Raw genomic sequence first — 25,826 nt, 5'->3', positions numbered from 1 at the left:
TTTCGGTACACTCCTGTGAATTCATACAGGACCAGCGTCGGGCATGCCCGACGTTGTTGCCTTCTTAATTTACAGGCACCTGGAGAGTTCTCTTGAGCCAGGAATATACAGAAGATAAAGAAGTTTCGTTACAACCGCTGAGCAGTGGACGCCGTCTATTGGAAGCGTTGCTTATTCTCGTGGCCTTGTTCGCCGTCTATTTGATGGTGTCGCTGGTTAGTTTTAACCCTTCAGACCCAAGCTGGTCGCAAACCGCCTGGCACGAGCCTATCCATAATCTGGGTGGTAGCGTAGGTGCATGGCTGGCAGATACGCTATTGTTCATTTTTGGCGTGATGGCCTACGCCATTCCTCCCGTGATTATTGGTCTGTGTTGGATCACCTTCCGCCAACGCGATCGTCAGGACTACATTGACTACTTTGCCGTGGGCTTGCGCCTGATAGGCGTATTAGCATTAGTCGTGACCACCTGCGGCCTTGCGGCGCTTAATGTTGATGACATCTGGTATTTTGCTTCCGGCGGCGTCATTGGCAGCCTGGTAAGCAATGCGATGGCGCCATGGTTTAGTTCTGCCGGCGGTACGCTGACGCTGCTTTGCGTCTGGGCGGCAGGAATCACGTTGTATACCGGTTGGTCCTGGTTAACCATTGCCGAGAAAATTGGTGGCGTGGTGATGGGCGTTCTAACTTTCGCCAGTAATCGTTCACGTCATGATGAGCCGTGGCAGGAAGATGAAGAATATGACGATGAGGAGCACACTGATGATTTTCCGCCTTCGATTCATGCTGCGCAGTCTGTAAATGAAGACGATGACGTACTGTTGGCGAAACCACGCAAGGTAAGTGAATCGGTTACTGAAGAGTTGGGTGATGATCCGCTGTTGGCAAAAGCCAGTGCAGCAACCGCCGCTGCGATTGCTGTTACTACTCAAGCTGCACAACAAGCACCAGCTTTAGCTGCACCCGTCGCCAACGCATCCGCAGAACCTGTCGCTATGCCTCGTTCTGTGGAACCAGCGCCGGTATCGATTCCCGCTCCTCAGCCTGTCGCTGCGGCGCCAGAATCGATTCCACAATCCGCGACTCCGCTTTATCGCTTTGAAGTACCGAATCAACCCGCGCCTTCACCGTTTTCGCCTGTCGATGATGATGAAGGTCCGAGTATGGGGAATTGGCAAGATGCCGATCCCTCTTCGGCATCATTCAATAGCGTAGCCGCTGCATCTCTGGCAACCGGGGCAGTAAAAGCCGCTGCTTCACCTGCTGCTTACTCGCCTGCTTTCGATATTGTGCCTGAACGTGATTACAACCCGCAGGTAAAACAGGGCATTGGCCCAGAGTTACCGCGGCCAAATAAAGTCAAATTACCAACGCGACGCGAGTTGGCCTCATACGGCATTAAGCTGCCTTCGCAGCGTATGGCCGAAGAGCAAGCTAAAGATGCGGAGCAACAGCAGCCGGAAATGACGGCATCCTTTAGCGCTCCTTCGCATGAGGATGATATTGAACTGCAGGAAGCGCAGTTGCGTGATGCTTTCGCGTCACAGCAGCAGAATCGCTACGGTGAAAGCTGGCAAGATGTTCGCGAGCCTGAAGATGAGGACGCACTGCAGCAGGCGCAACTTGCGCGTCAGTTCGCCGATCAGCAGCAACAACGCTATAACGAACCTGAAGTTAAGGAGGCGCCGGTATTCAATCTGGATACGACCTCTGCTTTTGACTTCTCACCAATGAAAGATTTGGTCGATGATAGCCCAAGTGAACCCCTGTTTACGCTTTCAGCAACGCCAGAGCCCGAAGAGCCTGAACAGTGGCAGGAGCCGGCTGTTCCGCAGCCTTCGCCGCTGCCGTCGTTGAGTGCAGAGTCCAGTCCGTGGTCGTCACCGGATCAGGAGGCCTATTCGGCGCCGCCGGCACCAGTGAAGCCCGCTGCGCCTGTCCAGGACAGCCTGTTCCACCCGTTCCTGGTTCGTCATGAACAGCCGCTGGAAAAACCTTCTACGCCACTGCCAACGCTGGATCTTCTGACGTCGCCACCGGCAGAAGAAGAACCCGTCGATATGTTTGCTCTTGAGCAAACAGCGCGACTGGTTGAAGCGCGACTGGCGGATTACCGTGTGAAGGCGGAAGTTGTTGGTATTTCACCTGGCCCTGTGATTACCCGTTTTGAACTTGATCTGGCTCCAGGCGTGAAAGCTTCACGTATCTCTAACTTGTCACGTGACCTGGCGCGTTCCTTGTCAGCTGTTGCGGTGCGTGTGGTGGAAGTCATTCCCGGCAAGCCATATGTAGGCCTTGAGCTGCCAAATAAACACCGTCAAACCGTTTATCTACGCGAAGTGCTGGATTGTCCTAAATTCCGCGAGAATCCCTCTCCGCTTGCCGTAGTGTTGGGTAAAGACATCGCAGGCCAACCGGTTGTCGCTGATTTAGCGAAGATGCCTCACTTGCTGGTTGCCGGTACCACCGGTTCCGGTAAGTCGGTCGGCGTTAACACCATGATCATCAGCATGCTGTATAAAGCCACACCGGAAGAAGTGCGCTTTATTATGATTGACCCGAAAATGCTCGAGCTGTCAGTGTACGAAGGCATTCCGCACCTGCTGACCGAAGTGGTTACCGATATGAAAGATGCGGCGAATGCGCTGCGCTGGAGTGTGGGTGAAATGGAGCGTCGCTATAAGCTGATGTCGGCACTGGGCGTACGTAACCTTGCGGGCTACAACGAAAAGATTGAGCAAGCTGCAGCGATGGGCCGACCAATCCCCGATCCATTCTGGAAGCCGGGCGATAGCATGGACACTACGCCGCCAGTGCTGGAAAAATTGCCGTATATTGTGGTGCTGGTCGACGAATTTGCCGACCTTATGATGGCGGTGGGTAAGAAGGTCGAAGAGTTGATTGCACGTCTGGCGCAGAAAGCGCGAGCTGCGGGCATTCACTTAGTGCTGGCAACGCAACGTCCGTCGGTAGATGTCATTACGGGCCTGATTAAAGCTAACATCCCGACGCGTATCGCTTTCACCGTTTCCAGTAAGATCGATTCGCGTACTATTCTCGATCAGGGTGGCGCAGAATCGTTGCTGGGAATGGGCGACATGCTTTACATGCCGCCTAACTCCTCTATGCCAGTGCGTGTGCACGGTGCGTTTGTGCGCGATCAGGAAGTGCATGCGGTGGTCCAGGACTGGAAAGCGCGTGGTCGCCCACAATACATCGAAAGCATTACCGCGGGTGAAGAGAGCGACAGTGCTGCTGGCGGTATGATGGGTGATGAAGAGCTGGATCCGCTGTTCGATCAGGCGGTCTCTTTCGTGGTGGAAAAACGCCGCGCTTCCATCTCTGGTGTTCAGCGCCAATTCCGTATTGGCTATAACCGTGCTGCACGCATCATCGAACAGATGGAAGCGCAGGGTATCGTTTCTGAACCCGGACACAATGGTAACCGCGAAGTACTATCGCCGCCGCCACACGAGATGTAGCTTATTACGTGCAATTGTTCTCTTATGGGCCAGTTAATACTGGCCCATTGTTTATCTGTTGGTCGATCCCCATATTTTCGGGAGCTTTCGGCTTTTTCTCCTGTCGAAGAGACAGGGCGGCAACTACGTTTAATGTGGTAAGTGTCGGGAAACAATGAATAAGGAATTGAATCAGATGAAATTACACGTTATTGCCTGCGGCCTAATGGCCAGTTTAGTTTCCGCATCAGTTTTGGCGGATGCGTCCAGCGATCTGCAACAGCGTCTCAATAAAGTGAACAGCTTCCATGCCAGCTTCAGTCAGAAAGTGACTGACGGCGGCGGTGCCAATGTACTGGACGGCGAAGGAGAGCTTTGGGTAAAGCGTCCAAGTTTGTTTAATTGGCACATGACAGCACCGGATGAAAGCGTGATTATTTCTGATGGTAAGAATCTGTGGTTCTACAATCCATTTGTTGAACAAGCAAGTGTTAGCCTGCTGCAAAATGCCGCCAGCAACACGCCGTTTATGTTGATTGCTCGCAACCAGCCAAGTGATTGGAAGCAATACAACATCAAGCAGCAGGGTGATAACTTCGAGCTGACCCCGAAAAGCAGTGATGGCAATCTCAAGCAATTCACCATTAATGTGACGTCAGCAGGCACCATCAATAAGTTCAGCGCGATTGAGCAAGATGGACAGCACAGCGATTATCAGTTGAAAAGCCAGAACAACGGCGCCATTAGCCCAGATAAATTCACCTTTACGCCGCCAAAAGGAGTAACGGTGGACGATCAACGTCAGTGAGGCCACAGTGAGTAATCTGTCTCTGGATTTCGCCCCGTCGAATGAGTTTCAGCCGCTGGCCGCGCGTATGCGGCCGGCTACGCTGCAACACTATATTGGGCAGCAACATTTGCTGGCGCCAGGTAAGCCCTTACCGCGTGCCATTGAGGCTGGGCATCTGCATTCGATGATTTTATGGGGACCGCCGGGGACAGGGAAAACAACGCTGGCTGAAATCATTGGTCATTATGGTAAAGCCGATGTTGAGCGCATATCTGCGGTGACTTCTGGTGTTAAAGAGATTCGTGAAGCCATCGAACGTGCGCGTCAAAATCGTCAGGTGGGTCGTCGCACCATCTTGTTTGTAGATGAGGTGCATCGCTTCAACAAAAGCCAGCAAGATGCGTTTTTGCCACACATTGAAGATGGCACGATAACTTTTATTGGCGCCACCACCGAAAATCCCTCGTTTGAACTCAACTCGGCGTTACTATCGCGAGCACGTGTTTATTTGCTTAAGTCGCTCACCACCGCTGATATTGAGCAGGTACTGCTGCAGGCGATGGAGGATGAAGAACGCGGCTATGGCAAGAGTGATATTGTGCTACCGGATAATACGCGTCGCATGATTGCTGAACTGGTCAATGGTGACGCACGTCGTGCTTTGAATACGCTGGAAATGATGGCGGATATGGCAGAAAGCAACGCTGAGGGCCAGCGTGAATTAACGCCACAGTTACTCAATGAAGTGTCGGGTGAAAGGGCAGCGCGTTTTGATAATAAAGGCGACCGCTTCTACGATCTGATTTCCGCCTTGCACAAATCTGTGCGTGGCTCAGCACCTGATGCGGCGCTCTATTGGTATGCAAGAATCATCACCGCTGGCGGAGATCCATTGTATGTCGCTCGACGTTTGCTGGCGATTGCCTCAGAGGACGTCGGAAACGCCGATCCACGCGGTATGCAGGTCGCATTGGCCGCCTGGGATTGCTTTACCCGCGTCGGTCCAGCTGAGGGTGAGCGAGCCATCGCTCAGGCGATTGTTTACCTTGCCAGTGCGCCAAAAAGTAATGCAGTTTATACCGCTTTCAAAGCCGCGATGCGCGATGCGCGCGAGTTTCCTGATTACGACGTGCCGGAGCATTTACGCAATGCGCCCACTAAGTTAATGAAGGAAATGGGATTGGGTAAAGAGTATCGCTACGCGCACGATGAAACTCACGCATATGCGGCTGGGGAAGTCTATTTCCCGCCGGAAATGGCGCAGACTCGCTACTATCAGCCGACGAATCGCGGGCTTGAAGGGAAAATTGGCGAAAAACTCGCCTGGCTGGCTGAGCAGGATCAAAATAGCCCGATAAAACGCTACCGCTGATAAACACCTTACGGTAAGGTGAGCAAGGATTTCATTGCATTCCATAGGGATGCGTCCCGCCATTCGTTCAATCAACCTTTTATTACACAGGATTAGCATGCTCGATCCCAACCTGCTGCGTAACGAGCCAGACGCAGTCGCAGAAAAACTGGCACGCCGAGGATTTAAACTGGATGTGGAAACGTTACGTTCGCTCGAAGAGCGCCGTAAAGTCTTGCAGGTAGAAACTGAAAATCTACAGGCTGAGCGTAATTCCCGATCCAAATCCATCGGTCAGGCCAAAGCACGTGGGGAAGATATCGAGCCACTGCGTCAGGAAGTGAACGCACTGGGCGAACGCCTGGATGCGGCTAAAGCAGAACTGGATACGCTGCAAAATGAGATCCGTGATTTTGCCCTCGCGCTGCCTAACCTGCCGGTTGATGAAGTGCCGTTGGGTAAAGATGACAGCGAAAATCAGGAAGTCAGCCGCTGGGGCCAGCCGCGCCAGTTTGATTTTCCGGTAAAAGACCACGTTGAGTTGGGTGAAGCTGCCAAAGGCCTCGATTTTGCAGCCGCCGTAAAACTGACTGGTTCACGTTTTATCGTGATGCAAGGTCAGATTGCGCGCCTGCATCGTGCCTTAAGCCAGTTTATGCTTGATCTGCACACGCAACAGCACGGTTATCTCGAAACCTATGTTCCCTATCTGGTCAACCAGGAAACATTGTACGGTACCGGACAATTGCCGAAGTTTGGTGAAGACCTGTTCCACACCAAACCGTTGGGCGAAGAAGCGGGTAGCAGCAACTATGCGCTGATCCCAACAGCAGAAGTGCCGTTGACCAACTTAGTGCGTGATGAGATCGTTGAAGAAGAAGCGTTGCCGATTAAACTTACCGCGCATACGCCATGCTTCCGTTCAGAAGCCGGTTCATATGGACGCGATACGCGCGGCTTAATTCGCATGCATCAGTTCGACAAAGTTGAGATGGTGCAGATTGTCGCACCTGAATCTTCCATGGATGCGCTAGAAGAGTTGGTCGGTCACGCTGAGAAAGTGCTGCAACTGCTCAATCTGCCATATCGTAAAGTTCTGCTTTGCACCGGCGATATGGGCTTTGGTTCAGCCAAAACCTACGATCTGGAAGTTTGGTTGCCCGCGCAAGATACCTATCGCGAGATTTCATCTTGTTCCAACATGGGTGATTTTCAGGCGCGTCGTATGCAGGCGCGTTGCCGTAGCAAAACCGATAAGAAGCCCCGTTTGCTGCATACGCTGAATGGTTCTGGTTTGGCGGTAGGCCGTACTCTGGTTGCGGTGCTTGAAAACTATCAGCTGGCCGACGGTCGTATTGAAGTTCCAGAAGTATTGCGTCCTTACATGGGCGGTCTGGAATTTGTTGGCTAATCAACGCTCAATGATATTAACCCGGCAATGCCGGGTTTTTTTGTTTCTTAAGCTGTAACATAATTATTTTTTAGTTGGAATTAATCAGAAATAAACGTTATCGACAGCAAATGGCTATAAAGCATTAAAAATCGCTAATTCAAGTAGATAGCTATCCATCTTAATTGCTCCCGCACACTTCTAACCTTATGAAGATAAGAAAAATAAATTGTTCATCAGCAAATCGTGCTGCGGTGATTTTTTGCACATTGACTTTAAAATGGTGAATGGCAAACTGCGCGCAATTATCATCATCTCTTTTGGTTTCTTCACTATGTCAACCTGGTCCCGCCCCGTCGTTTTGCTGCTCTGCGGCTTAATGCTTATGACGGTGTCTATTGCTGTGCTTAATACGTTGGTACCGCTGTGGCTTACTCACGATCAATTGCCAACCTGGCAAGTGGGTATGGCCAGCTCATCGTATTACACCGGTAATTTGCTAGGCACCTTACTGGCGGGCTGGTTGATAAATCGTTATGGTTTTAACCGCTGTTTCTATTTGGCTAGCGTACTTTTCGCCGTGGCGACCATGGGCATGGTCATGCTGGATGGATTTTACAGCTGGACGATGCTGCGTTTCACTGCAGGCATCGGATGCGCCTTGATTTGGGTTGTGGTTGAGAGCGCTTTGCTCTGCAGCGGTACCGTGCGTAATCGTGGCCAGTTACTGGCTGCTTACATGATTATCTATTATCTCGGGACGGTAGCAGGTCAGCTGTTGGTAAGCCGCCTTTCGACAGAATTGCTGCACGTGATTCCATGGGTGACCACACTGATTATCTGTGCGGTATTGCCGGTAGTGTTTGTGCAGGTAAAAGCGACTGTAGCAACGGAAGAGGCCTCAACGGGCCATATCTGGATTATGTTGCGCCGTCGAAGTTCTCGCCTTGGTATCAATGGCTGCATTATTTCCGGTATCGTTCTCGGTTCCCTTTATGGCTTGATGCCACTGTATCTTTCTCATCAGGGCATGAGCGATGCAACCGTCGGTTACTGGATGGCATTATTAGTAAGTTCAGGCATTGTCGGTCAGTGGCCAGTAGGGCGCCTGGCCGATCGTTTTGGCCGTTTGATGGTGCTGCGTGTACAAGTGTTCGTGGTGATTTTAGGTGCTATCGCTATGCTTGGTGATGCAGCGATGGCACCGGCGTTGTTTGTGCTGGGACTTGCTGGTTTTACACTTTATCCGGTGGCCATGTCGTGGGCGTGTGAAACCGTGGCGCACCACGAATTAGTGGCGATGAATCAGGCATTACTGTTTAGTTATACCGTAGGCAGCCTGGTGGGGCCGGGAATGACGGCGATGTTAATGCAGAACTACTCTGATCGACTGCTGTTTGTGATGATTGCGGCGGTGGCGCTGGTTTATCTGGTAATGTTACTGCGTAAAGTCGATCATCAGGCAACGCCAGTTGCACACGCATAATACAGAAATATGAATCACTAAAAAGGGGAGCCAGCGGCTCCCCTTTTGTTTGCGATTAGTACATCACTTCATGACCGTAGCTGGCGAGAATACTCTTTACTCGCTCCATGGTTTCCTTACTCGGCGGCTTAACACCATCCAGCTTGTACTCTTCCCCCATGGCAATCCACTTGTGTTTGCCCAACTCGTGGTAGGGCAATAGCTCAATCTTCTCGATATTATTCATATCTTTAGTGAACTCGCCTAAGCGATGAACAGAGTCATCATCATCGGAGTAGCCTGGCACTACCACAAACCGAATCCAGGTGCGTTTACCTTTCTTCTGCAAATAGCGTGCAAAATCCAGCGTGCGATGATTAGACACACCCACCAGAATCTGATGCACATCATCGTTAATCTGCTTGAGATCGAGCATCACCAAGTCAGTGGCTTCCAGCAGTTCATCGATCACTGGATTGTAGCGGCGAACAAAGCCATTAGTGTCGAGGCAGGTATGGATACCTTCAGCCTGGCAGGCTCGGAACCAGTCACGGACAAATTCGGCTTGTAAAATCGCTTCTCCGCCGGATGCTGTAACGCCGCCGCCAGATGCATTCATGAAGTGACGATATGACAGTACATCCTTCATCAACTCTTCAACAGTTACCTCTTTCCCGCCGTGTGTATCCCAGGTATCGCGATTGTGGCAATACAGGCAGCGCATCAGGCAACCCTGGAAAAAGGTGATAAAGCGTATGCCCGGGCCATCAACGGTGCCGCAGGATTCAAAGGAGTGGATACGACCGATGGTTGACATTGCGATGAGTTCTCCAGGTGAGCCTGAACATCAGGCAGCACAATCTCTGTTGTGCTCTAAGTGAAAGTCGGTTTTGCCAGGGTGCCTGCATTAGCAAACTGGCAAAACGGACTTTGGAGAAAAGGCTCCCGAAGGAGCCTTTTAATCTTAGTAAGGTGCGATTACAACGACTGGGTGAAAGTACGTGTAATTACATCTTTCTGCTGCTCTTTAGTGAGCGAGTTGAAGCGTACAGCATAGCCAGAAACGCGGATGGTCAGCTGCGGATATTTCTCCGGATGTTCCATGGCATCCAACAGCATCTCACGATTCATTACGTTGACGTTCAGATGCTGACCACCTTCGATGTTGGCTTCGTGATGGAAATATCCATCCATCAGGCCAGCAAGGTTAGTTTTACGCACGTTATCATCTTTGCCCAGCGCATTCGGCACGATGGAGAAGGTATAAGAGATACCGTCTTTAGCGTAAGCGAACGGCAGTTTCGCGACTGAGGTCAATGAAGCAACGGCACCTTTCTGGTCACGACCATGCATTGGGTTAGCGCCCGGTCCAAACGGCGCACCTGCACGACGACCATCTGGGGTATTACCGGTTTTCTTACCGTAAACTACGTTAGAGGTGATGGTCAGTACTGATTGCGTTGGTACCGCGTTGCGGTAGGTTTGCAGTTTCTGAATTTTCTTCATGAAACGTTCAACCAGATCGCAGGCCATATCATCAACGCGAGAGTCGTTATTACCAAACTGTGGATATTCACCTTCAATTTCGAAATCTACTGCTAAGCCATCTTCATCACGGATGGTTTTTACTTTCGCATATTTGATCGCAGAGAGTGAGTCAGCTGCGACAGACAGGCCAGCGATACCACACGCCATGGTGCGATAAACGTCACGATCGTGCAGCGCCATTAATGAAGCTTCGTAGCTGTACTTATCATGCATGTAGTGAATGATATTCAGGGAGGTGACATACTGCTTAGCCAGCCAATCCATGAAGTGATCCAGACGTTCCATCACAGTATCGAAGTCGAGAATTTCGTCAGTAATTGGCGCTTCTTTTGGGCCAACCTGCATTTTCAGCTTCTCATCTACGCCACCGTTGATTGCATACAGCAGAGTTTTAGCCAGGTTGGCACGTGCTCCGAAGAATTGCATCTGTTTGCCGACAATCATTGGGCTTACGCAGCAAGCGATAGCATAGTCATCGTTATCGAAGTCAGGACGCATCAGGTCATCATTCTCATACTGCAATGAAGACGTATCGATCGAGACTTTCGCTGCGTATTTTTTGAAATTAACCGGTAATTTTTCAGACCACAGAATGGTCATGTTGGGTTCCGGTGATGGGCCCATGGTGTAAAGCGTGTTCAGGAAGCGGAAGGTGCTTTTGGTCACCAGAGTACGGCCATCAACACCCATACCGGCGAGTGATTCAGTTGCCCAGATTGGGTCACCTGAGAACAGCTCATCATATTCAGGGGTACGCAGGAAGCGCACCATACGAAGTTTCATGACCAGATGGTCAATCAGTTCCTGTGCTTCTTCTTCATTCAGTTTGCCTGCCTGAATATCACGATCGATATATACATCCAGGAAGGTTGATACGCGTCCAAAGGACATCGCTGCACCGTTCTGCGATTTCACCGCAGCGAGGTAGCCGTAGTAAGTCCACTGTACTGCTTCTTGTGCATTAGTGGCCGGCAGTGAAATGTCTGAGCCATATTTCGCAGCCATCTCTTTAATCTGACCAAGCGCACGATGCTGTTCAGAGATCTCTTCACGCAGGCGGATGGTAGCTTCCAGATCAACGCCGTTTTCCATATCGCTCTGTAATGAATTGAACTGCGCGACTTTGTCTTTCATCAGATAGTCGATGCCGTACAGCGCAACGCGACGGTAGTCACCGATGATACGTCCGCGACCATAAGCATCTGGCAGACCAGTCAGTACGCCTGATTTACGACAGCGCATAATGTCTGGAGTATAAACATCGAATACACCCTGGTTGTGGGTTTTACGATACTCGGTGAAAACTTTTTTTAGCGCAGGGTCGAGTTCACGACCATAAACTTTGCATGAACCCTCAACCATTTTTATGCCGCCAAAAGGAATGATGGCTCGTTTCAATGGCGCTTCAGTTTGTAGGCCAACAATTTTTTCCAGCGACTTGCTGATATAACCTGCATCGTGAGAGGTAATGGTTGAAGCCAAATCGGTATCAAAATCAACCGGAGCATGAGTACGGTTCTCGATTTTGATGCCTTCAAGCACGCTATCCCACAGCTTAGTTGTGGCCGGAGTTGCACCGGCCAGGAAGGATTCGTCGCCTTCATACGGTGTATAGTTTTTCTGGATAAAGTCACGGACGTTGACGCTGTTCTGCCATTCGCCGGCGCTAAATCCTTCCCAGGCTGACGCCATTTTTTCATTCAGTTCGGACATGATATACCTGCCTTATTTAGGGAGACTTTGACGTATGGCGCGCTGAGTCAGCACGCCCGTACCAATTCATTAATGCACCGGCTCATTGCCACGCAGATAGATTACCCAGTAGGTCAAACCTACTAACAATCCGCCGCCAATAATGTTGCCGATGGTCACGGGAATAAGATTGTTAAGAATGAAATCGCTAACGCTAAGTGAAGGAAATTGAGCTGCGCTTGCACCGGCCATTTGCCAGAATTCTGGGCTGGCGAAATCGCGAATAACGATGGCCATTGGGATCAGGAACATGTTGGCGATGCTATGTTCGAAGCCGCAGGCAACAAACATCGCCACCGGTAAAATCATCGCGAACATCTTATCCATCAAACTGCGGCCGGAATAACTCATCCACACAGCGAGGCAAACCATAAGGTTGGCGAGCGTGCCGAGACTGACTGCTTCAATAAAGGTGTGATGCATTTTATGGTCAGCAGTTTGCAGAACGTTTAAACCCCATGCACCATTTGCCACCATGTGTTCACCAGCTAACCAGATGAGTGCTACAAAGAATAGTGCACCGAACAGATTGCCGATATAGACGGTCAGCCAGTGTCGGCCCAGTTGCAACCAGGTAATTCGTCCGCTGGCTTTCGCTACAACTATCAATACGGTTGAGGTGAACAGGTCAGCACCGCAAACCACTACCAACATCAAACCGAGTGAGAAACAGATGCCGCCTATCAATTTTGCTATGCCATAAGGCATCGTTCCACTTCCGGTAGTCGCAGTGATATAGAAGACAAATGCAATTGAGATAAATACGCCAGCAGTAATGGCAAGGAAGAACGTGGTTAAAGGATGTTTGGTTGCTTTATATATGCCGGCTTCTTCTGCAACTTTTGCCATTGCCGCCGGTAATAATGAATTAAAAGGGTTGTCAGCTTTCACACTAACGCTCTCCAAAAATTGCCTGTAAAGATACTAACAAAGGAGTATAGGTCAGAAATTGACGTGGATCATATTTGACCGGAAGGTAGGCGCTAAGCGAAGCGACTAGTAAGGCTATTTTCAATTAAGATATTGAAATTAATAAAATAAATAATTTTTAATTTATGCAAAATAAGTTGAGGTGAGTTGTGATGCAGGCTTAATTTTGTTAAATATCACTAACGATTAAAGCTGAATTGTTATTTAATATAAAGTTTTATGCTTCTTTAATTTTTTGATTAAAAAAATGGCACTGATCTTACTCAGTGCCATTTACGTTACGTGAATTATCCAACTAAAAAATTAAAGAGGGATAATTATTTTTGTGACCAGTAACGACGTTTAGCTGCCTGTAATTTTTCATAAGCGGCTAACAGTGATTGATGAGCAGGGAAGGCTTTGAGGTCCAGATCGACGGCTTGCAATCCATAGAATGGCGCTTCACCACTGATCGCGGCTGAAGCAGCATCTACGGCTGCTTCACCATACATACGTGTGAAAGCACGATGGTATTGAAGCGGGTCACGCTCTTCTTCCATCGCCAGTAACAGCAAAGTTTGCAGGCAGCGATAGTAGTTAGCGCGTTCTTCGCTAAAGATCGACTGGTTGAATTCCATCGTCCATTCAGTCCAGATCAATGCCTGATCCAAATCACCGCCAGCGAGTGCCAGCATTGCTTTTAGCTCGCCAATACGCAGCGTATACCAGCCATTGTCTTTGCCCGACGCCAGGCCCAGCAGTTCGCGCACGCGAGTAAAGTCATCGTGACCTTCTTCATCTAACTGAACAATAAGATCGAGATAGGCTTCAGGTTCCCACTTACTCTCTGGCAACGCGAGCAGTGTCTCGCGCAGCGGTGCACCCATACTGTTGTTTGCCAGCAGTAAATCTTCTGCCGGATAGATGTCGGACATGCCAGGCACGATGATGCGGCAGGCGTAAACACTCAGATGTTCGTAATCGGCAATGTAAACTTCTTTATCCTCCGCACGGAAGATGGCCATCAACGTATCAAACTCTTCGTGAGTCGTACCCGCAAAGCTCCAGTCGACGAATGGATAATCGGCATCTTCTTTAAACATATCCCATGAGATCAGGCCGCTAGAGTCGATGAAGTGAGTTTCCAGGTTAGCGTGTTCAGCTACTTCTTCATCATCAAATGTAGGTGGCGTGAACACGTCGAGATCTTTCAGACCGCGGCCCTGCAACAGCTCGGTTACCGTCCGCTCCAGCGCAACGCCAAAGTCTGGATGTGCGCCGAACGAGGCAAAGCAGGTGCCGTTCGCCGGGTTGAACAACACGACGCAGATAACCGGATATTTGCCGCCCAGCGAAGCATCATAAGAGAAGATAGGGAAACCTTCTGCTTCCAGACGCTCAATCGCTTCTATCACTCCCGGATAACGCTGCATTACTGCTTCAGGAATTTCTGGCAGGCTGATGGACTCGGCGATGATGCGGTTCTTGATATGACGCTCAAACACTTCAGATAAGCCTTGTACACGCGCTTCGTTTGCGGTGTTACCAGCTGACATGCCATTTGAGACATACAGGTTACCGATAATGTTCATCGGGATATAAACCGTTTGCTGATCAGATTGACGGGTAAATGGCAGGCCGCAAATGCCGCGCTCGCTATTCCCAGATTGCAGATCAATCAACTCAGAGGCACCCAGGCTCTCATCAGGATCGTAGAATTTGCGCAGGCGCGCATCCAGAATGCCTTCCGGCAGGCTGTCATCCTCTGTGAGCGGGAACCACTTTTCATTCGGATAGTGTACAAAATCGCCATTGGCGATGGATTTGCCCAACCAAAAATCAGCAAAGAAATAGTTGGTTGAGAGACGTTCGAAATATTCACCCAGCGCTGAGGCTAATGCCGCTTTTTTGCTGGCACCTTTACCGTTAGTAAAGCAGAGCGGGCAGTCGCGATCGCGAATGTGCACTGACCAGACGTGTGGTACCGGATTCAGCCAGGAAGCTTCTTCAATATTGAAACCAAGGTCTTGCAGTTTCTGCTGGAAGCGTGCAATGGAATCTTCCAGTGCGGCATCTTTACCGGGGATAAACGTTTGCGTCATGGTGGCGCTCTCTCAAGTCAATGGGGTGGGCGTAAAGCGCGCAATAATACGGGTTTTACACGTGCTTCGCTATTCAGTCCGCCAAATTTATCTGAGTCTGGTAACGGCATTTACTCCCTTTAACACCTGGGTTCTTGTTTCATAAGCCACCTCACAAAATTCCGCAGCTTAATGCATTTATGACATAAGCTGCGGTGGGGCTGGCTCTGGAAATGTGATCGCTGCCGGATTAATGATTGCAGCCATCTGGAGGCAATGATAAAACCGATGGGGTATTCATAACCGTTCGATATGACAGTGGTGAGGGGAAATGACGCAGGTTTATAATTTTAGCTCTGGCCCGGCTATGCTGCCGGTAGAAGTGCTCCGTCGCGCAGAACAAGAACTGACAAACTGGCACGGGTTAGGCACCTCGGTGATGGAGATCAGTCACCGCAGCAAAGAGTTTATTGCGGTTGCGGAAGCGGCAGAACAAGATTTTCGCGATCTGCTGAAGATCCCAGCCAACTACAAAGTTTTGTTCTGCCACGGCGGTGCCCGCGCGCAGTTCGCTGCTATTCCCGGTAACTTATTGGGTGAGGCTAAAACGGCAGATTATATAGATGGTGGTTACTGGGCTCATAGCGCCATCAAGGAAGCCGAAAAATTCTGCTCACCTAATACGATTGATGTAAAAACCACGCGTGATGGTAAGCGTGCTTTATTACCTATGCGTGAATGGCAGTTGAGCGACGATGCAGCTTATGTCCACTTCTGTCCGAATGAAACTATTGACGGTATTGCCATTGATGAAGAGCCGGATTTTGGCAATAAGGTTGTGGTTGCGGATCTCTCCTCTACTATTTTGTCGCGTCCGATTGATATCAATCGCTATGGCGTAATCTATGCTGGCGCGCAGAAAAATATTGGACCAGCGGGTTTAACGCTGGTGGTTGTGCGTGAAGATTTGCTGGGTAAAGCGCAGCGTTATGTGCCATCTATTCTTGATTACAAAGTGTTGGCAGAAAACGAGTCGATGTTTAACACCCCGCCGACTTTCGCCTGGTATCTCTCTGGTCTGGTATTCAAATGGCTGAAAGAGAAGGGCGGCGTTGCTGAGATGGATAAGCTGAATCAGGCCAAAGCCGATTTGTTGTACGGTGTAATTGATAACAGCGCGTTTTATCGTAACGATGTAGCGACCGAAAACCGTTCTCGTATGAATGTGCCATTCCAGTTGGCGGATTCAGCGTTGGATAAAGTGTTCCTTGATGAGTCCCTCAACGCGGGCCTGCACGCACTGAAAGGCCATCGCGTGGTTGGCGGTATGCGTGCATCAATCTACAATGCGATGCCGCTGGAAGGCGTTAAAACGCTAACTGAGTTTATGGTTGATTTCGAACGTCGCCACGGTTAACGACTTTTTTCATGCCAGCCTGTCTGGTATCAGACCCCGTCATATGATGGGGTTTCGTATTTTCTGGAGATTTAGTTTCACATGCAGGACTCCCTGACTCTACAACCGATTGCCCACGTTGACGGCACGGTAAACCTACCGGGTTCAAAAAGCGTCTCGAACCGCGCACTATTGCTGGCCGCGCTGGCAAACGGCACTACGCGTTTAACTAACTTACTTGATAGCGATGACGTTAAACACATGCTGAACGCGCTAAAAGCGCTGGGTGTCAGCTTCACGCTCTCTGCTGATCGCACTGTATGCGAAGTGGTGGGTAACGCGGGGCCTTTGCGTGCTGAACAACCCCTCGAATTATTCCTTGGTAATGCTGGTACAGCGATGCGCCCATTGGCTGCTGCGCTCTGTTTGGGCCAACAATCAATCGTCCTGACGGGCGAGCCGCGTATGAAAGAACGCCCAATCGGTCATCTGGTTGATGCACTGCGTCAAGGCGGAGCCAACATCGATTATCTGGAGCAGACTGATTATCCGCCAGTGCGTCTCAATGGTGGCTTTGTGGGGGGGGAAGTTAGCGTAGATGGCAGCGTTTCGAGTCAGTTTCTCACTGCATTGCTGATGACCGCGCCGCTGGCGCAGCAAGATACAGTTATTACTATTAAGGGCGACCTGGTTTCCAAGCCTTATATTGATATCACGCTGCACCTGATGCGTAGCTTCGGCGTCGAAGTTGATAACCAGAATTACCAGCGATTTGTGGTAAAAGGACAGCAACAGTACCAGTCTCCGGGTGATTATCTGGTGGAAGGTGATGCGTCCTCCGCCTCGTACTTCCTCGCTGCGGCAGCCATCAAAGGTGGTACGGTGCGCGTAACCGGTATTGGTCGCAACAGCGTTCAGGGCGACATCCATTTTGCTGATGTGTTGGAAAAGATGGGCGCGGTGATTGAGTGGGGCGATGACTACATTTCTTGTACGCGTGGTTCGCTTACTGCCATTGATATGGATATGAATCATATTCCCGATGCGGCGATGACGATTGCCACGACAGCGCTGTTTGCACAAGGCACCACGCTGATGCGTAACATCTATAACTGGCGCGTAAAAGAGACCGATCGTCTTGCCGCCATGGCGACTGAATTGCGCAAAGTTGGTGCTGAAGTTGAAGAAGGGCATGATTTTATTCGTGTCACACCACCGGCGAAACTGCAACACGCAGATATTGGCACCTACAACGATCACCGCATGGCGATGTGTTTTGCGCTGGTGGCGCTTTCCGATACGCCAGTAACGATCCTTGACCCCGGCTGTACCGCGAAAACCTTCCCAAGCTATTTCGAGCAATTGGCGAAAATTAGCCACACGTCTTGATCTTCTAACCCGGTGCGCTGCGCCGGGTTTCTTTGCTAACTTTTGGCCTTATCAGGCGGAAATTCTTCTGAATCTGTCTATATTTCTAGCGCTGTCTACGCTAAAGGGTAACCAACCTGATGCGGGCAGCGTATAATGCCGCGCATTCCAGGCGGCCTGGAAGGGCTGAAAATAAGCACGCAGCAACAGGAGAGAACAATGACGGCAATCGCCCCGGTTATTACCATTGATGGGCCAAGTGGCGCGGGTAAAGGGACTTTATGTAAAGCGATGGCGGAGTCGTTGCAGTGGCACTTACTGGATTCTGGCGCTATTTATCGCGTTTTAGCATTGGCCGCACTTCATCATCAGGTGGATATTGAATCCGAAGAAGCATTAGTGCCGATGGCGGCACACCTCGATGTGCGTTTTTTGTCGGTTGAGGGTGAAATGCAGGTGGTATTGGAAGGTGAAGACGTTACCGGTGAAATCCGCACGCAAGAAGTGAGCAACACCGCATCACGCGTTGCTGCTTTTCCGCGAGTGCGCGAGGCATTACTGCGCCGCCAGCGCGCCTTCCGCGAAGAACCCGGTTTAATCGCCGATGGACGTGACATGGGGACAGTTGTTTTCCCTGACGCGCCAGTGAAAATTTTCCTCGACGCTAGCTCGGAAGAGCGGGCGCATCGCCGTATGCTACAGTTGCAGGAGAAGGGCTTTAATGTTAACTTTGATCGCCTTTTATCCGAGATAAAGGAACGTGATGACCGCGATCGTAATCGTGCCATTGCACCTTTAGTGCCTGCCACTGATGCTCTGGTACTGGATTCAACCAGTATGTCTATTGAGCAAGTGATTGAAAAGGCGCTTGATTATGCCAGGCAAAAGCTGGGCATTTAATCTTTCGGCATTCGAATTGTTGTAACCTTGTACCAAGGACCCGGTGCTGGGCATGTGAAACAACCCCATCCGACAATGACGTCAGGTGGACGTTAAATTGAAGAATCCTAAGATTATCAATATGACTGAATCTTTTGCTCAACTCTTTGAAGAGTCCCTGAAAGAAATCGAAACCCGTCCGGGTTCCATCGTTCGTGGCGTTGTTGTCTCTATCGACAAAGACGTAGTCCTGGTTGATGCGGGTCTGAAATCTGAATCTGCAATTCCTGCAGAGCAGTTCAAGAACGCAGCCGGCGAACTGGAAATCCAGGTAGGCGACGAAGTTGACGTTGCGCTGGACGCAGTAGAAGACGGCTTCGGTGAAACCCTGCTGTCCCGTGAGAAAGCTAAACGTCATGAAGCTTGGATCACGCTGGAAAAAGCTTACGAAGACGCTGAAACTGTTACCGGTGTTATTAACGGCAAAGTTAAAGGTGGCTTCACAGTTGAGCTGAACGGTATTCGTGCGTTCCTGCCAGGTTCACTGGTAGACGTTCGTCCGGTTCGCGATACTCTGCACCTGGAAGGCAAAGAGCTTGAATTCAAAGTAATCAAGCTTGATCAGAAACGTAACAACGTCGTGGTTTCACGTCGTGCAGTTATCGAATCTGAGAACAGCGCTGAACGCGATCAGCTGCTGGAAAACCTGCAGGAAGGCATGGAAGTTAAAGGTATCGTTAAGAACCTCACTGACTATGGTGCATTCGTGGATCTGGGCGGCGTTGACGGCCTGCTGCACATTACCGATATGGCTTGGAAACGCGTTAAGCATCCGAGCGAAATCGTCAACGTGGGCGACGAAATCACTGTTAAAGTGCTGAAGTTCGACCGCGAGCGTACCCGTGTATCTCTGGGCCTGAAACAGCTGGGCGAAGATCCGTGGGTAGCTATCGCTAAACGCTATCCGGAAGGCACCAAGCTGACCGGTCGTGTAACCAACCTGACTGATTACGGCTGCTTCGTAGAAATCGAAGAAGGCGTTGAAGGTCTGGTACACGTTTCTGAAATGGACTGGACCAACAAAAACATCCATCCGTCTAAAGTTGTTAACGTAGGCGACGTGGTTGAAGTAATGGTTCTGGACATCGACGAAGAGCGTCGTCGTATCTCCCTGGGTCTGAAGCAGTGCAAATCTAACCCATGGCAGCTGTTCGCAGAGACCCACAACAAAGGCGATCGTGTTGAAGGTAAAATCAAGTCAATCACTGACTTCGGTATCTTCATCGGCCTGGACGGTGGCATCGACGGTCTGGTTCACCTGTCTGACATCTCCTGGAACGCGACTGGCGAAGAAGCCGTTCGTGAGTACAAGAAAGGCGACGAAATCGCTGCCGTTGTACTTCAGGTTGATGCAGAGCGCGAGCGTATCTCTCTGGGTGTGAAGCAGTTGGCTGAAGATCCATTCAACAACTACATCACCCTGAACAAGAAAGGCGCTATCGTGACTGGTAAAGTCACTGCAGTTGACGCGAAAGGTGCTACAGTAGAATTAGCTGACGGCGTAGAGGGTTACCTGCGCGCTTCTGAAGCTTCTCTGGACCGCATCGAAGACGCAACTCTGGTTCTGAGCGTTGGTGACGACGTTGAAGCTAAATTCACCGGCGTTGACCGTAAGAACCGCGTTGTGAGCCTGTCTGTTCGTGCTAAAGACCAGGCTGATGAGAAAGAAGCTATCAATACTGTTAACACCAAACAGGATGAAGGCAGCAACTTCTCTAGCGCAATGGCTGAAGCGTTCAAAGCGGCTAAAGGCGAGTAATCGACCTAAGGCACCGGACGATGCAAGTCGTCCGGTTTCGGTAAAAGCTGTCATACCTTTCCAAATAAGGATTAACCGGAGGTTACATGACCAAGTCAGAACTGATTGAAAGACTTGCTGGACAGCATACTCATATTCCGGCGAAAGTCGTTGAGGATGCGGTCAAAGAGATGCTTGAGCACATGGCCACTACGTTGGCACAGGGCGAGCGCATTGAAATCCGGGGATTCGGCAGCTTTTCTTTGCATTACCGCGCACCACGAACGGGTCGTAACCCGAAAACGGGTGATAAAGTGGATCTGGAAGGTAAATACGTTCCCCACTTTAAGCCGGGCAAAGAATTGCGTGACCGTGCGAATATTTACGGCTAAGCCGTTACCGAACGATAAAAACGACACTCTTGAGTGTCGTTTTTTTTTACTTAAATCTTCAGTATTGAGAGTCTGCCCTCAAAGCATTGCTACTTTAGCTGTAATACCGTTATAAATTTCTGAATTCACCTCTGTATTCTGATTTTCCCGAGGAGCAATCTCTTCCTGTTAACCGCACAATCTTTCCCACTAAGGGAGAGTACCAATGCATATGAGTTGGATTGTGCTGGCCAGAATGATGATTGTGTCAGCATTACCATTAGGCGTCCTGCCGCAAATACCCGAAACCAGCGTGATTGTGGCTATAGCAGGTTTTGCATTGCTATTAGGAGTAATGCCAAATGGCTTGCTGCGCATGATGGGTGTGGGTCTATTACTATTATCCTGGGCGATGGTAGAGGCGCGGCACATGGTCAATACAATCGAGTTATTGGCTGCCGCTCCCATAGAGGCGACTGTCCGTATTACAGAGGTTCGCGAAGAAAAGCAGCAACTGACGGCACAAATTTTGCGTGTTGGCGATCGTTATCAATTCCCTCCCGTATTTGTCACGCTCAACAACGCAGCTTTAATTCAATCATTCTGTTCCGGTCAACGCTGGAAAATGAAACTTAAGTTGCGGCCTGTCCATGGAAGATTAAATGAAGGTGAGTTCGATATTCAGCGCTTTGCTATGTCTAATCATATGCCGCTGCAAGGGCGCATCATCGGCCAGCAGTCAGAATCGTTATCTTGTAGCTGGCGGACAGCCTTGATCAATTACCATTGGCCCGCATTTGCAACGCTTCAGCATCCCGCGATTATTCAGGCGCTGGCGTTTGGTATACGCACCAACATGACCGAAGAGCAGCGACAACTGCTGCGAGAAACGGGTACTGCTCACTTAATGGCAATCTCAGGTATGCATATTGCGCTGGCCGCGAGCGTTGGGTGGCTACTGGCACGTGTTACTCAGGTAATTTTACCCGCCCATCTAATTGGTTATCTATTTCCGCTCATGGTGAGCGTGATCACTGCGGCGACTTACACTTGGGTGTCAGGCAGTCACGCTCCGGCTCAGCGTGCGATAGTTGCGCTGATTCTATGGATCGGGATTCGCGCGGCCGGCTGGCAATTAACTGGCTGGCAAGTATGGACATTATGTATAGGCGGATTACTGGCGCTTGATCCGCTAACTGTATTATCCGAGAGTTTTTGGTTATCGGCACTTGCAGTCGCTATGTTGATCGTCTGGTATCAATGGTTTGCTTTACCGCCTCGTTTTCGCACGCAGCGTCGATGGCTGTTGCTCCAATTGCTGCATTTACAGCTCGGCATGATGATTCTGATGGCACCGTTACAAATTTTCCTGTTCCAGGGCTTAAGCCTGAGTGCGTTAGTGGCCAATTTGATGGCGGTACCGGTGGTGTCATTCATCACCGTACCACTGATATTACTGGCAATGCTGCTGCCTGCGCCGGTTATATCAAGTGGATTATGGAGCCTGGCTGATCTTTCGATTACTACAGTGATGAGTGGGCTGCAGTCGTTACCTGCAGGCTGGTGGGCATGGAGTGATACGCTCCCCGCTATTGTGCTGCTTTGGGTGGGAGTGCTGCTTTGGCGTAGCGGGCTGGCACATCGCAGCGTAATGCCTTGTTTGAGTCTGGTCTTCGCGATCATCGTCTGGCGCAATAATGCGCAACGTGATGATTGGCAGATAGACATGATTGATGTAGGACACGGTTTAGCCATTGCTATTACACAGGGTAAAGAAGTGGTGTTGTATGACGTCGGCCCAGCCTGGAAGCAGGATGATGCCGGTGCGCGCGTGCTTCTGCCATGGCTGCAATATCAAGGACGGAAGCTTCATTCACTGATACTGAGCCATAAACATCTTGATCACCGTGGTGGACTACACTCAGTGCTCAACGCGAATCCAACAATAAAAGTTCGCAGTGCCTTGGGGGAAGAGGGGCACTTGCCCTGCCATCGTGGTCAAAAGTGGCAGTGGGGAAAATTGCAATTTACGGCGTTGTGGCCGCCGGCAAATCAAACGCAAGGGCAAAATAACGATTCGTGTGTTATTCACGTCGATGACGGTAAAATTAGCCTGCTGCTGACCGGTGATATTGAGTTAGAAGCGGAGAGAAAAATCGTCGCTCTCGAACATGATGCGCTGAAGGCAACATTTTTACAGGTCCCACATCACGGCAGTCGCACCTCTTCAGGTTCATTACTGTTACGTAATGTTGCAGGTCAGGCTGCACTTGCTTCACTGGCACGTTATAACGCCTGGCGTATGCCGGCACCCGCGGTGGTAGAACGCTATCGTCAACAGGGTTACAGGTGGTACGACACGGGGCAATCAGGGCAGATTCATATCGCTATCAGACAGGGGCATTGGCAAATTAAGGGCTTACGAGAGCAAATAATGCCCCGCTGGTATCATCAGTGGTTTGGCGTCAAACGCGAATCCAGGTAGAATGAGCGGCTATTTCAAACAGCGTGAATAAATAATGCATCAAGATAAAGATCTCTCAACGTGGCAGACATTCCGTCGACTCTGGCCGATGATTGCACCCCACAAGGCTGGCCTGTATGTGTCAGCGATAGCGCTGATTATCAATGCGGCAGGCGACACCCTGATGCTCTCTCTGTTGAAACCTTTACTGGATGATGGCTTCGGTAAAGCTGACAGATCCGTAATGCTGTGGATGCCACTGGTCGTTATCGGCCTGATGCTGGTACGCGGCGTTACCAGTTATATTTCCAGTTATTGCATCTCATGGGTTTCCGGCAACGTGGTCATGAACATGCGTCGCCGTTTATTCGGTCATATGATGGGCATGCCAGTCACCTTCTTTGATCAGCAATCTACCGGTACGCTTTTATCACGTATTACCTATGATTCTGAGCAGGTTGCCTCTTCCTCTTCAAGTGCACTGGTTACCGTCGTGCGTGAAGGCGCTTCGATCATTGGCCTGTTTATCATGATGTTCTATTACAGCTGGCAGTTGTCACTGATTCTCATCGTGCTGGCTCCCATCGTTTCTTTTGCAATTCGCACCGTCTCAAAGCGTTTCCGCAGCATCAGTAAAAATATGCAAAACACCATGGGTCAGGTCACCACTAGTGCTGAACAGATGCTGAAAGGGCATAAAGAGGTGCTGATCTTTGGTGGGCAAGATGTAGAAGCGAAGCGTTTTTCTCAGGTCAGCAACAGAATGCGTCAGCAAGGCATGAAGTTGGTGTCGGCTTCCTCCATCTCTGATCCGATTATTCAGCTAATCGCATCGCTGGCACTGGCTTTCGTACTTTATGCCGCCAGCTTCCCAAGCGTAATGGAGACGTTAACTGCCGGTACCATCACTGTCGTGTTCTCTTCCATGATCGCTTTGATGCGTCCACTGAAGTCACTGACCAACGTCAATGCGCAGTTCCAGCGTGGTATGGCTGCTTGTCAGACGCTGTTCTCAATTCTCGACAGCGAGCAGGAAGTTGACAATGGCAAGCGTGAATTGGAACGCGCAAAAGGTGATGTTGAATTCCGCAATGTGACATTTACCTATCCTGGTCGTGATATTCCCGCGCTGCGTGATATCAATCTGTCGCTGCCTGCGGGTAAAACCGTAGCATTGGTAGGACGCTCAGGCTCCGGTAAATCTACAATGGCCAGCTTGTTAACGCGCTTTTATGACATTGATAGCGGTGAGATTCTGCTGGATGGACATGATTTGCGTGAATACACCCTACGTTCGTTGCGAAATCAGGTGGCATTGGTTTCTCAAAACGTGCACCTTTTCAACGACACCATTGCTAATAACATCGCCTATGCTCGTAACGGCCAATATACGCGTGAGCAAATCGAACAGGCTGCAACCATGGCGCACGCAATGGACTTTATCCAGAAAATGGATAATGGCCTCGATACGATCATTGGTGAGAACGGCGTACTGCTTTCTGGTGGACAGCGTCAACGTATTGCGATTGCGCGTGCGCTTCTGCGTGACTGCCCAATTTTGATTCTTGATGAAGCGACTTCAGCGCTGGATACCGAATCAGAACGTGCCATTCAGGCTGCGCTGGATGAGTTGCAGAAAAACCGCACCTCATTGGTTATTGCGCACCGCCTGTCGACCATTGAAAAGGCCGATGAGATTGTTGTGGTTGAAGATGGGCGCATTGTAGAGCGCGGCACTCACACCGTTCTGCTGGAACAGAAGGGCGCGTATGCGCAACTTCATAAGATGCAGTTTGGTCAATGATTGAACGCATCTGGAGCGGGCGATCGCCGTTATGGCTGCTGCTTTGGCCGCTAAGTTTGCTGTATGGGGCGATCACCTGGCTGATTCGCCTTAGCTTTATACGCGGATGGCGTAAAAGCTGGCGCGCACCTTGTCCGGTAGTTGTAGTGGGTAACCTTACCGCCGGCGGCAATGGTAAAACGCCAGTGGTGATTTGGCTGGTGCAGGCCCTGCAACAACGCGGATTACGTGTTGGCGTGGTATCGCGTGGTTACGGCGGTAAAGCCGAACGTTATCCCCTGCTCGTCACCGCTGAGACAGCAACGTCGCAAGCAGGCGATGAACCGGTGTTAATCGCACAGCGCACTCAGGTGCCGGTTGCGGTTGCGCCGCAGCGCCGTCTGGCGGTCGAAGGCTTACTTGCTGTGCACGACCTTGATGTGATCATCACTGACGATGGCCTGCAGCATTATGCATTACAGCGCGACCGCGAAATTGTGGTGGTGGATGGCATACGCCGTTTTGGCAATGGCTGGTGGTTACCGGCTGGACCGATGCGCGAGCGCGCTTCCCGTTTGCGTGAGGTCAACGCCATAATCGTCAATGGTGGTGATACGCAAAGCAACGAAATTGCCATGACATTACAACCCGGGCTGGCTGTTAATCTGATTAGCGGCGCCACCGCATCGCTGGAACAGCTGCCAGAAATTGTGGCGATGGCTGGTATTGGACATCCACCGCGCTTCTTCAATACCCTTAAACAGCAAGGCGTTAAGCCGGTGGCAGAAATTGCTTTCGCCGACCACCATGCTTATAGCGAAGACGAATTGCGTCGTTTGACTCAGGCAGAACAGTGTCTGCTGATGACGGAAAAAGATGCAGTGAAGTGCCGCAGCTTTGCTCGCCCCAATTGGTGGTATCTGCCAGTCGATGCGCATCTGCAAGGAGCGAGTGTGGCAACCCTGTTAGACGATATCACCCAACTCGGCCTCACCGCACGCGAAGCCCGTTCGCGCTAAA

17 protein-coding genes are annotated in these 25,826 nt (G+C 50.4%); 13 read left to right on the top strand and 4 right to left on the bottom strand.

Translation table 11 applies throughout. The features are described 5' to 3' along the window. Positions 1–92: 92 nt before the first annotated feature. The 5 genes from PMI17_RS07070 (at position 93) to PMI17_RS07050 (ending at position 8,478) form a co-directional block, all read left to right on the top strand. Positions 93–3,482: a DNA translocase FtsK 4TM domain-containing protein gene (locus PMI17_RS07070; RefSeq protein ID WP_007887496.1), complete on the top strand. Its 3,390-nt coding sequence runs from the start codon at positions 93–95 to the stop codon at positions 3,480–3,482. A 175-nt stretch (positions 3,483–3,657) separates the two neighbouring features. Continuing rightward, positions 3,658–4,269: an outer membrane lipoprotein chaperone LolA gene (gene lolA, locus PMI17_RS07065; RefSeq protein WP_007887494.1), complete on the top strand. Its 612-nt coding sequence runs from the start codon at positions 3,658–3,660 to the stop codon at positions 4,267–4,269. 7 nt (positions 4,270–4,276) lie between these two features. Continuing rightward, entirely contained in the window at positions 4,277–5,623 is a 1,347-nt protein-coding gene (locus tag PMI17_RS07060; RefSeq protein WP_007887493.1) for a replication-associated recombination protein A, read from the top strand. A gap of 97 nt (positions 5,624–5,720) precedes the next feature. Next, positions 5,721–7,013 carry a serine--tRNA ligase gene (gene serS, locus PMI17_RS07055; protein ID WP_007887492.1) on the top strand — a complete coding sequence of 431 codons (1,293 nt, stop codon included), beginning with the start codon at positions 5,721–5,723 and terminating at the stop codon, positions 7,011–7,013. A gap of 313 nt (positions 7,014–7,326) precedes the next feature. Further along, positions 7,327–8,478 carry an MFS transporter gene (locus PMI17_RS07050; RefSeq protein ID WP_036620530.1) on the top strand — a complete coding sequence of 384 codons (1,152 nt, stop codon included), beginning with the start codon at positions 7,327–7,329 and terminating at the stop codon, positions 8,476–8,478. Between the two features lie 55 nt (positions 8,479–8,533). Here PMI17_RS07050 and pflA read toward each other — a convergent pair whose 3' ends face one another. The 4 genes from pflA to ycaO all read right to left on the bottom strand — a co-directional run bounded on the left by pflA (position 8,534) and on the right by ycaO (position 14,768). Then, on the bottom strand, positions 8,534–9,274 hold the full coding sequence (gene pflA / locus PMI17_RS07045; protein ID WP_007887488.1) for a pyruvate formate lyase 1-activating protein: 741 nt from the start codon (positions 9,272–9,274) through the stop codon (positions 8,534–8,536). Positions 9,275–9,435: 161 nt separating this feature from the next. Next, positions 9,436–11,718 (bottom strand): formate C-acetyltransferase, encoded by a 2,283-nt coding sequence (gene pflB / locus PMI17_RS07040; RefSeq protein ID WP_007887486.1) that lies wholly within the window; start codon positions 11,716–11,718, stop codon positions 9,436–9,438. A gap of 69 nt (positions 11,719–11,787) precedes the next feature. Beyond that, positions 11,788–12,648 (bottom strand): formate transporter FocA, encoded by an 861-nt coding sequence (gene focA, locus PMI17_RS07035; protein WP_007887477.1) that lies wholly within the window; start codon positions 12,646–12,648, stop codon positions 11,788–11,790. A gap of 356 nt (positions 12,649–13,004) precedes the next feature. Further along, positions 13,005–14,768 carry a 30S ribosomal protein S12 methylthiotransferase accessory factor YcaO gene (gene ycaO / locus PMI17_RS07030; protein WP_007887476.1) on the bottom strand — a complete coding sequence of 588 codons (1,764 nt, stop codon included), beginning with the start codon at positions 14,766–14,768 and terminating at the stop codon, positions 13,005–13,007. A gap of 310 nt (positions 14,769–15,078) precedes the next feature. On the opposite strand from ycaO, the gene serC reads away from it, so the two are divergent. The 8 genes from serC (at position 15,079) to lpxK (ending at position 25,825) form a co-directional block, all read left to right on the top strand. After that, positions 15,079–16,164 (top strand): 3-phosphoserine/phosphohydroxythreonine transaminase, encoded by a 1,086-nt coding sequence (serC, locus tag PMI17_RS07025; protein ID WP_007887475.1) that lies wholly within the window; start codon positions 15,079–15,081, stop codon positions 16,162–16,164. A gap of 81 nt (positions 16,165–16,245) precedes the next feature. Beyond that, positions 16,246–17,532, top strand: a complete 1,287-nt coding sequence (gene aroA / locus PMI17_RS07020) for a 3-phosphoshikimate 1-carboxyvinyltransferase (protein ID WP_007887474.1) — start codon at positions 16,246–16,248, stop codon at positions 17,530–17,532. Between the two features lie 198 nt (positions 17,533–17,730). Next, complete coding sequence (gene cmk / locus PMI17_RS07015; RefSeq protein ID WP_007887471.1) at positions 17,731–18,411, top strand: (d)CMP kinase; 681 nt, start codon at positions 17,731–17,733, stop codon at positions 18,409–18,411. A gap of 121 nt (positions 18,412–18,532) precedes the next feature. Next, a complete protein-coding gene (rpsA, locus tag PMI17_RS07010) occupies positions 18,533–20,209 on the top strand; it encodes a 30S ribosomal protein S1 (protein WP_049851017.1) in 1,677 nt (558 codons plus the stop codon). Positions 20,210–20,295: 86 nt separating this feature from the next. Continuing rightward, on the top strand, positions 20,296–20,580 hold the full coding sequence (ihfB, locus tag PMI17_RS07005) for an integration host factor subunit beta (RefSeq protein WP_003849360.1): 285 nt from the start codon (positions 20,296–20,298) through the stop codon (positions 20,578–20,580). 205 nt (positions 20,581–20,785) lie between these two features. Beyond that, positions 20,786–23,044, top strand: a complete 2,259-nt coding sequence (locus PMI17_RS07000; RefSeq protein ID WP_007887432.1) for a DNA internalization-related competence protein ComEC/Rec2 — start codon at positions 20,786–20,788, stop codon at positions 23,042–23,044. Between the two features lie 34 nt (positions 23,045–23,078). Next, positions 23,079–24,827, top strand: coding sequence for a lipid A ABC transporter ATP-binding protein/permease MsbA (msbA, locus tag PMI17_RS06995; protein WP_007887429.1), 1,749 nt, complete (start codon positions 23,079–23,081; stop codon positions 24,825–24,827). Continuing rightward, positions 24,824–25,825, top strand: a complete 1,002-nt coding sequence (lpxK, locus tag PMI17_RS06990) for a tetraacyldisaccharide 4'-kinase (RefSeq protein WP_007887426.1) — start codon at positions 24,824–24,826, stop codon at positions 25,823–25,825. Before msbA ends, lpxK begins: the two co-directional genes overlap by 4 nt. Position 25,826 lies beyond the last annotated feature (1 nt).

It is taken from the genome of Pantoea sp. GM01 (assembly GCF_000282675.1).
Lineage (GTDB): Bacteria > Pseudomonadota > Gammaproteobacteria > Enterobacterales > Enterobacteriaceae > Pantoea > Pantoea nemavictus.
This window is presented reverse-complemented; position numbering and strand designations above follow the sequence as displayed.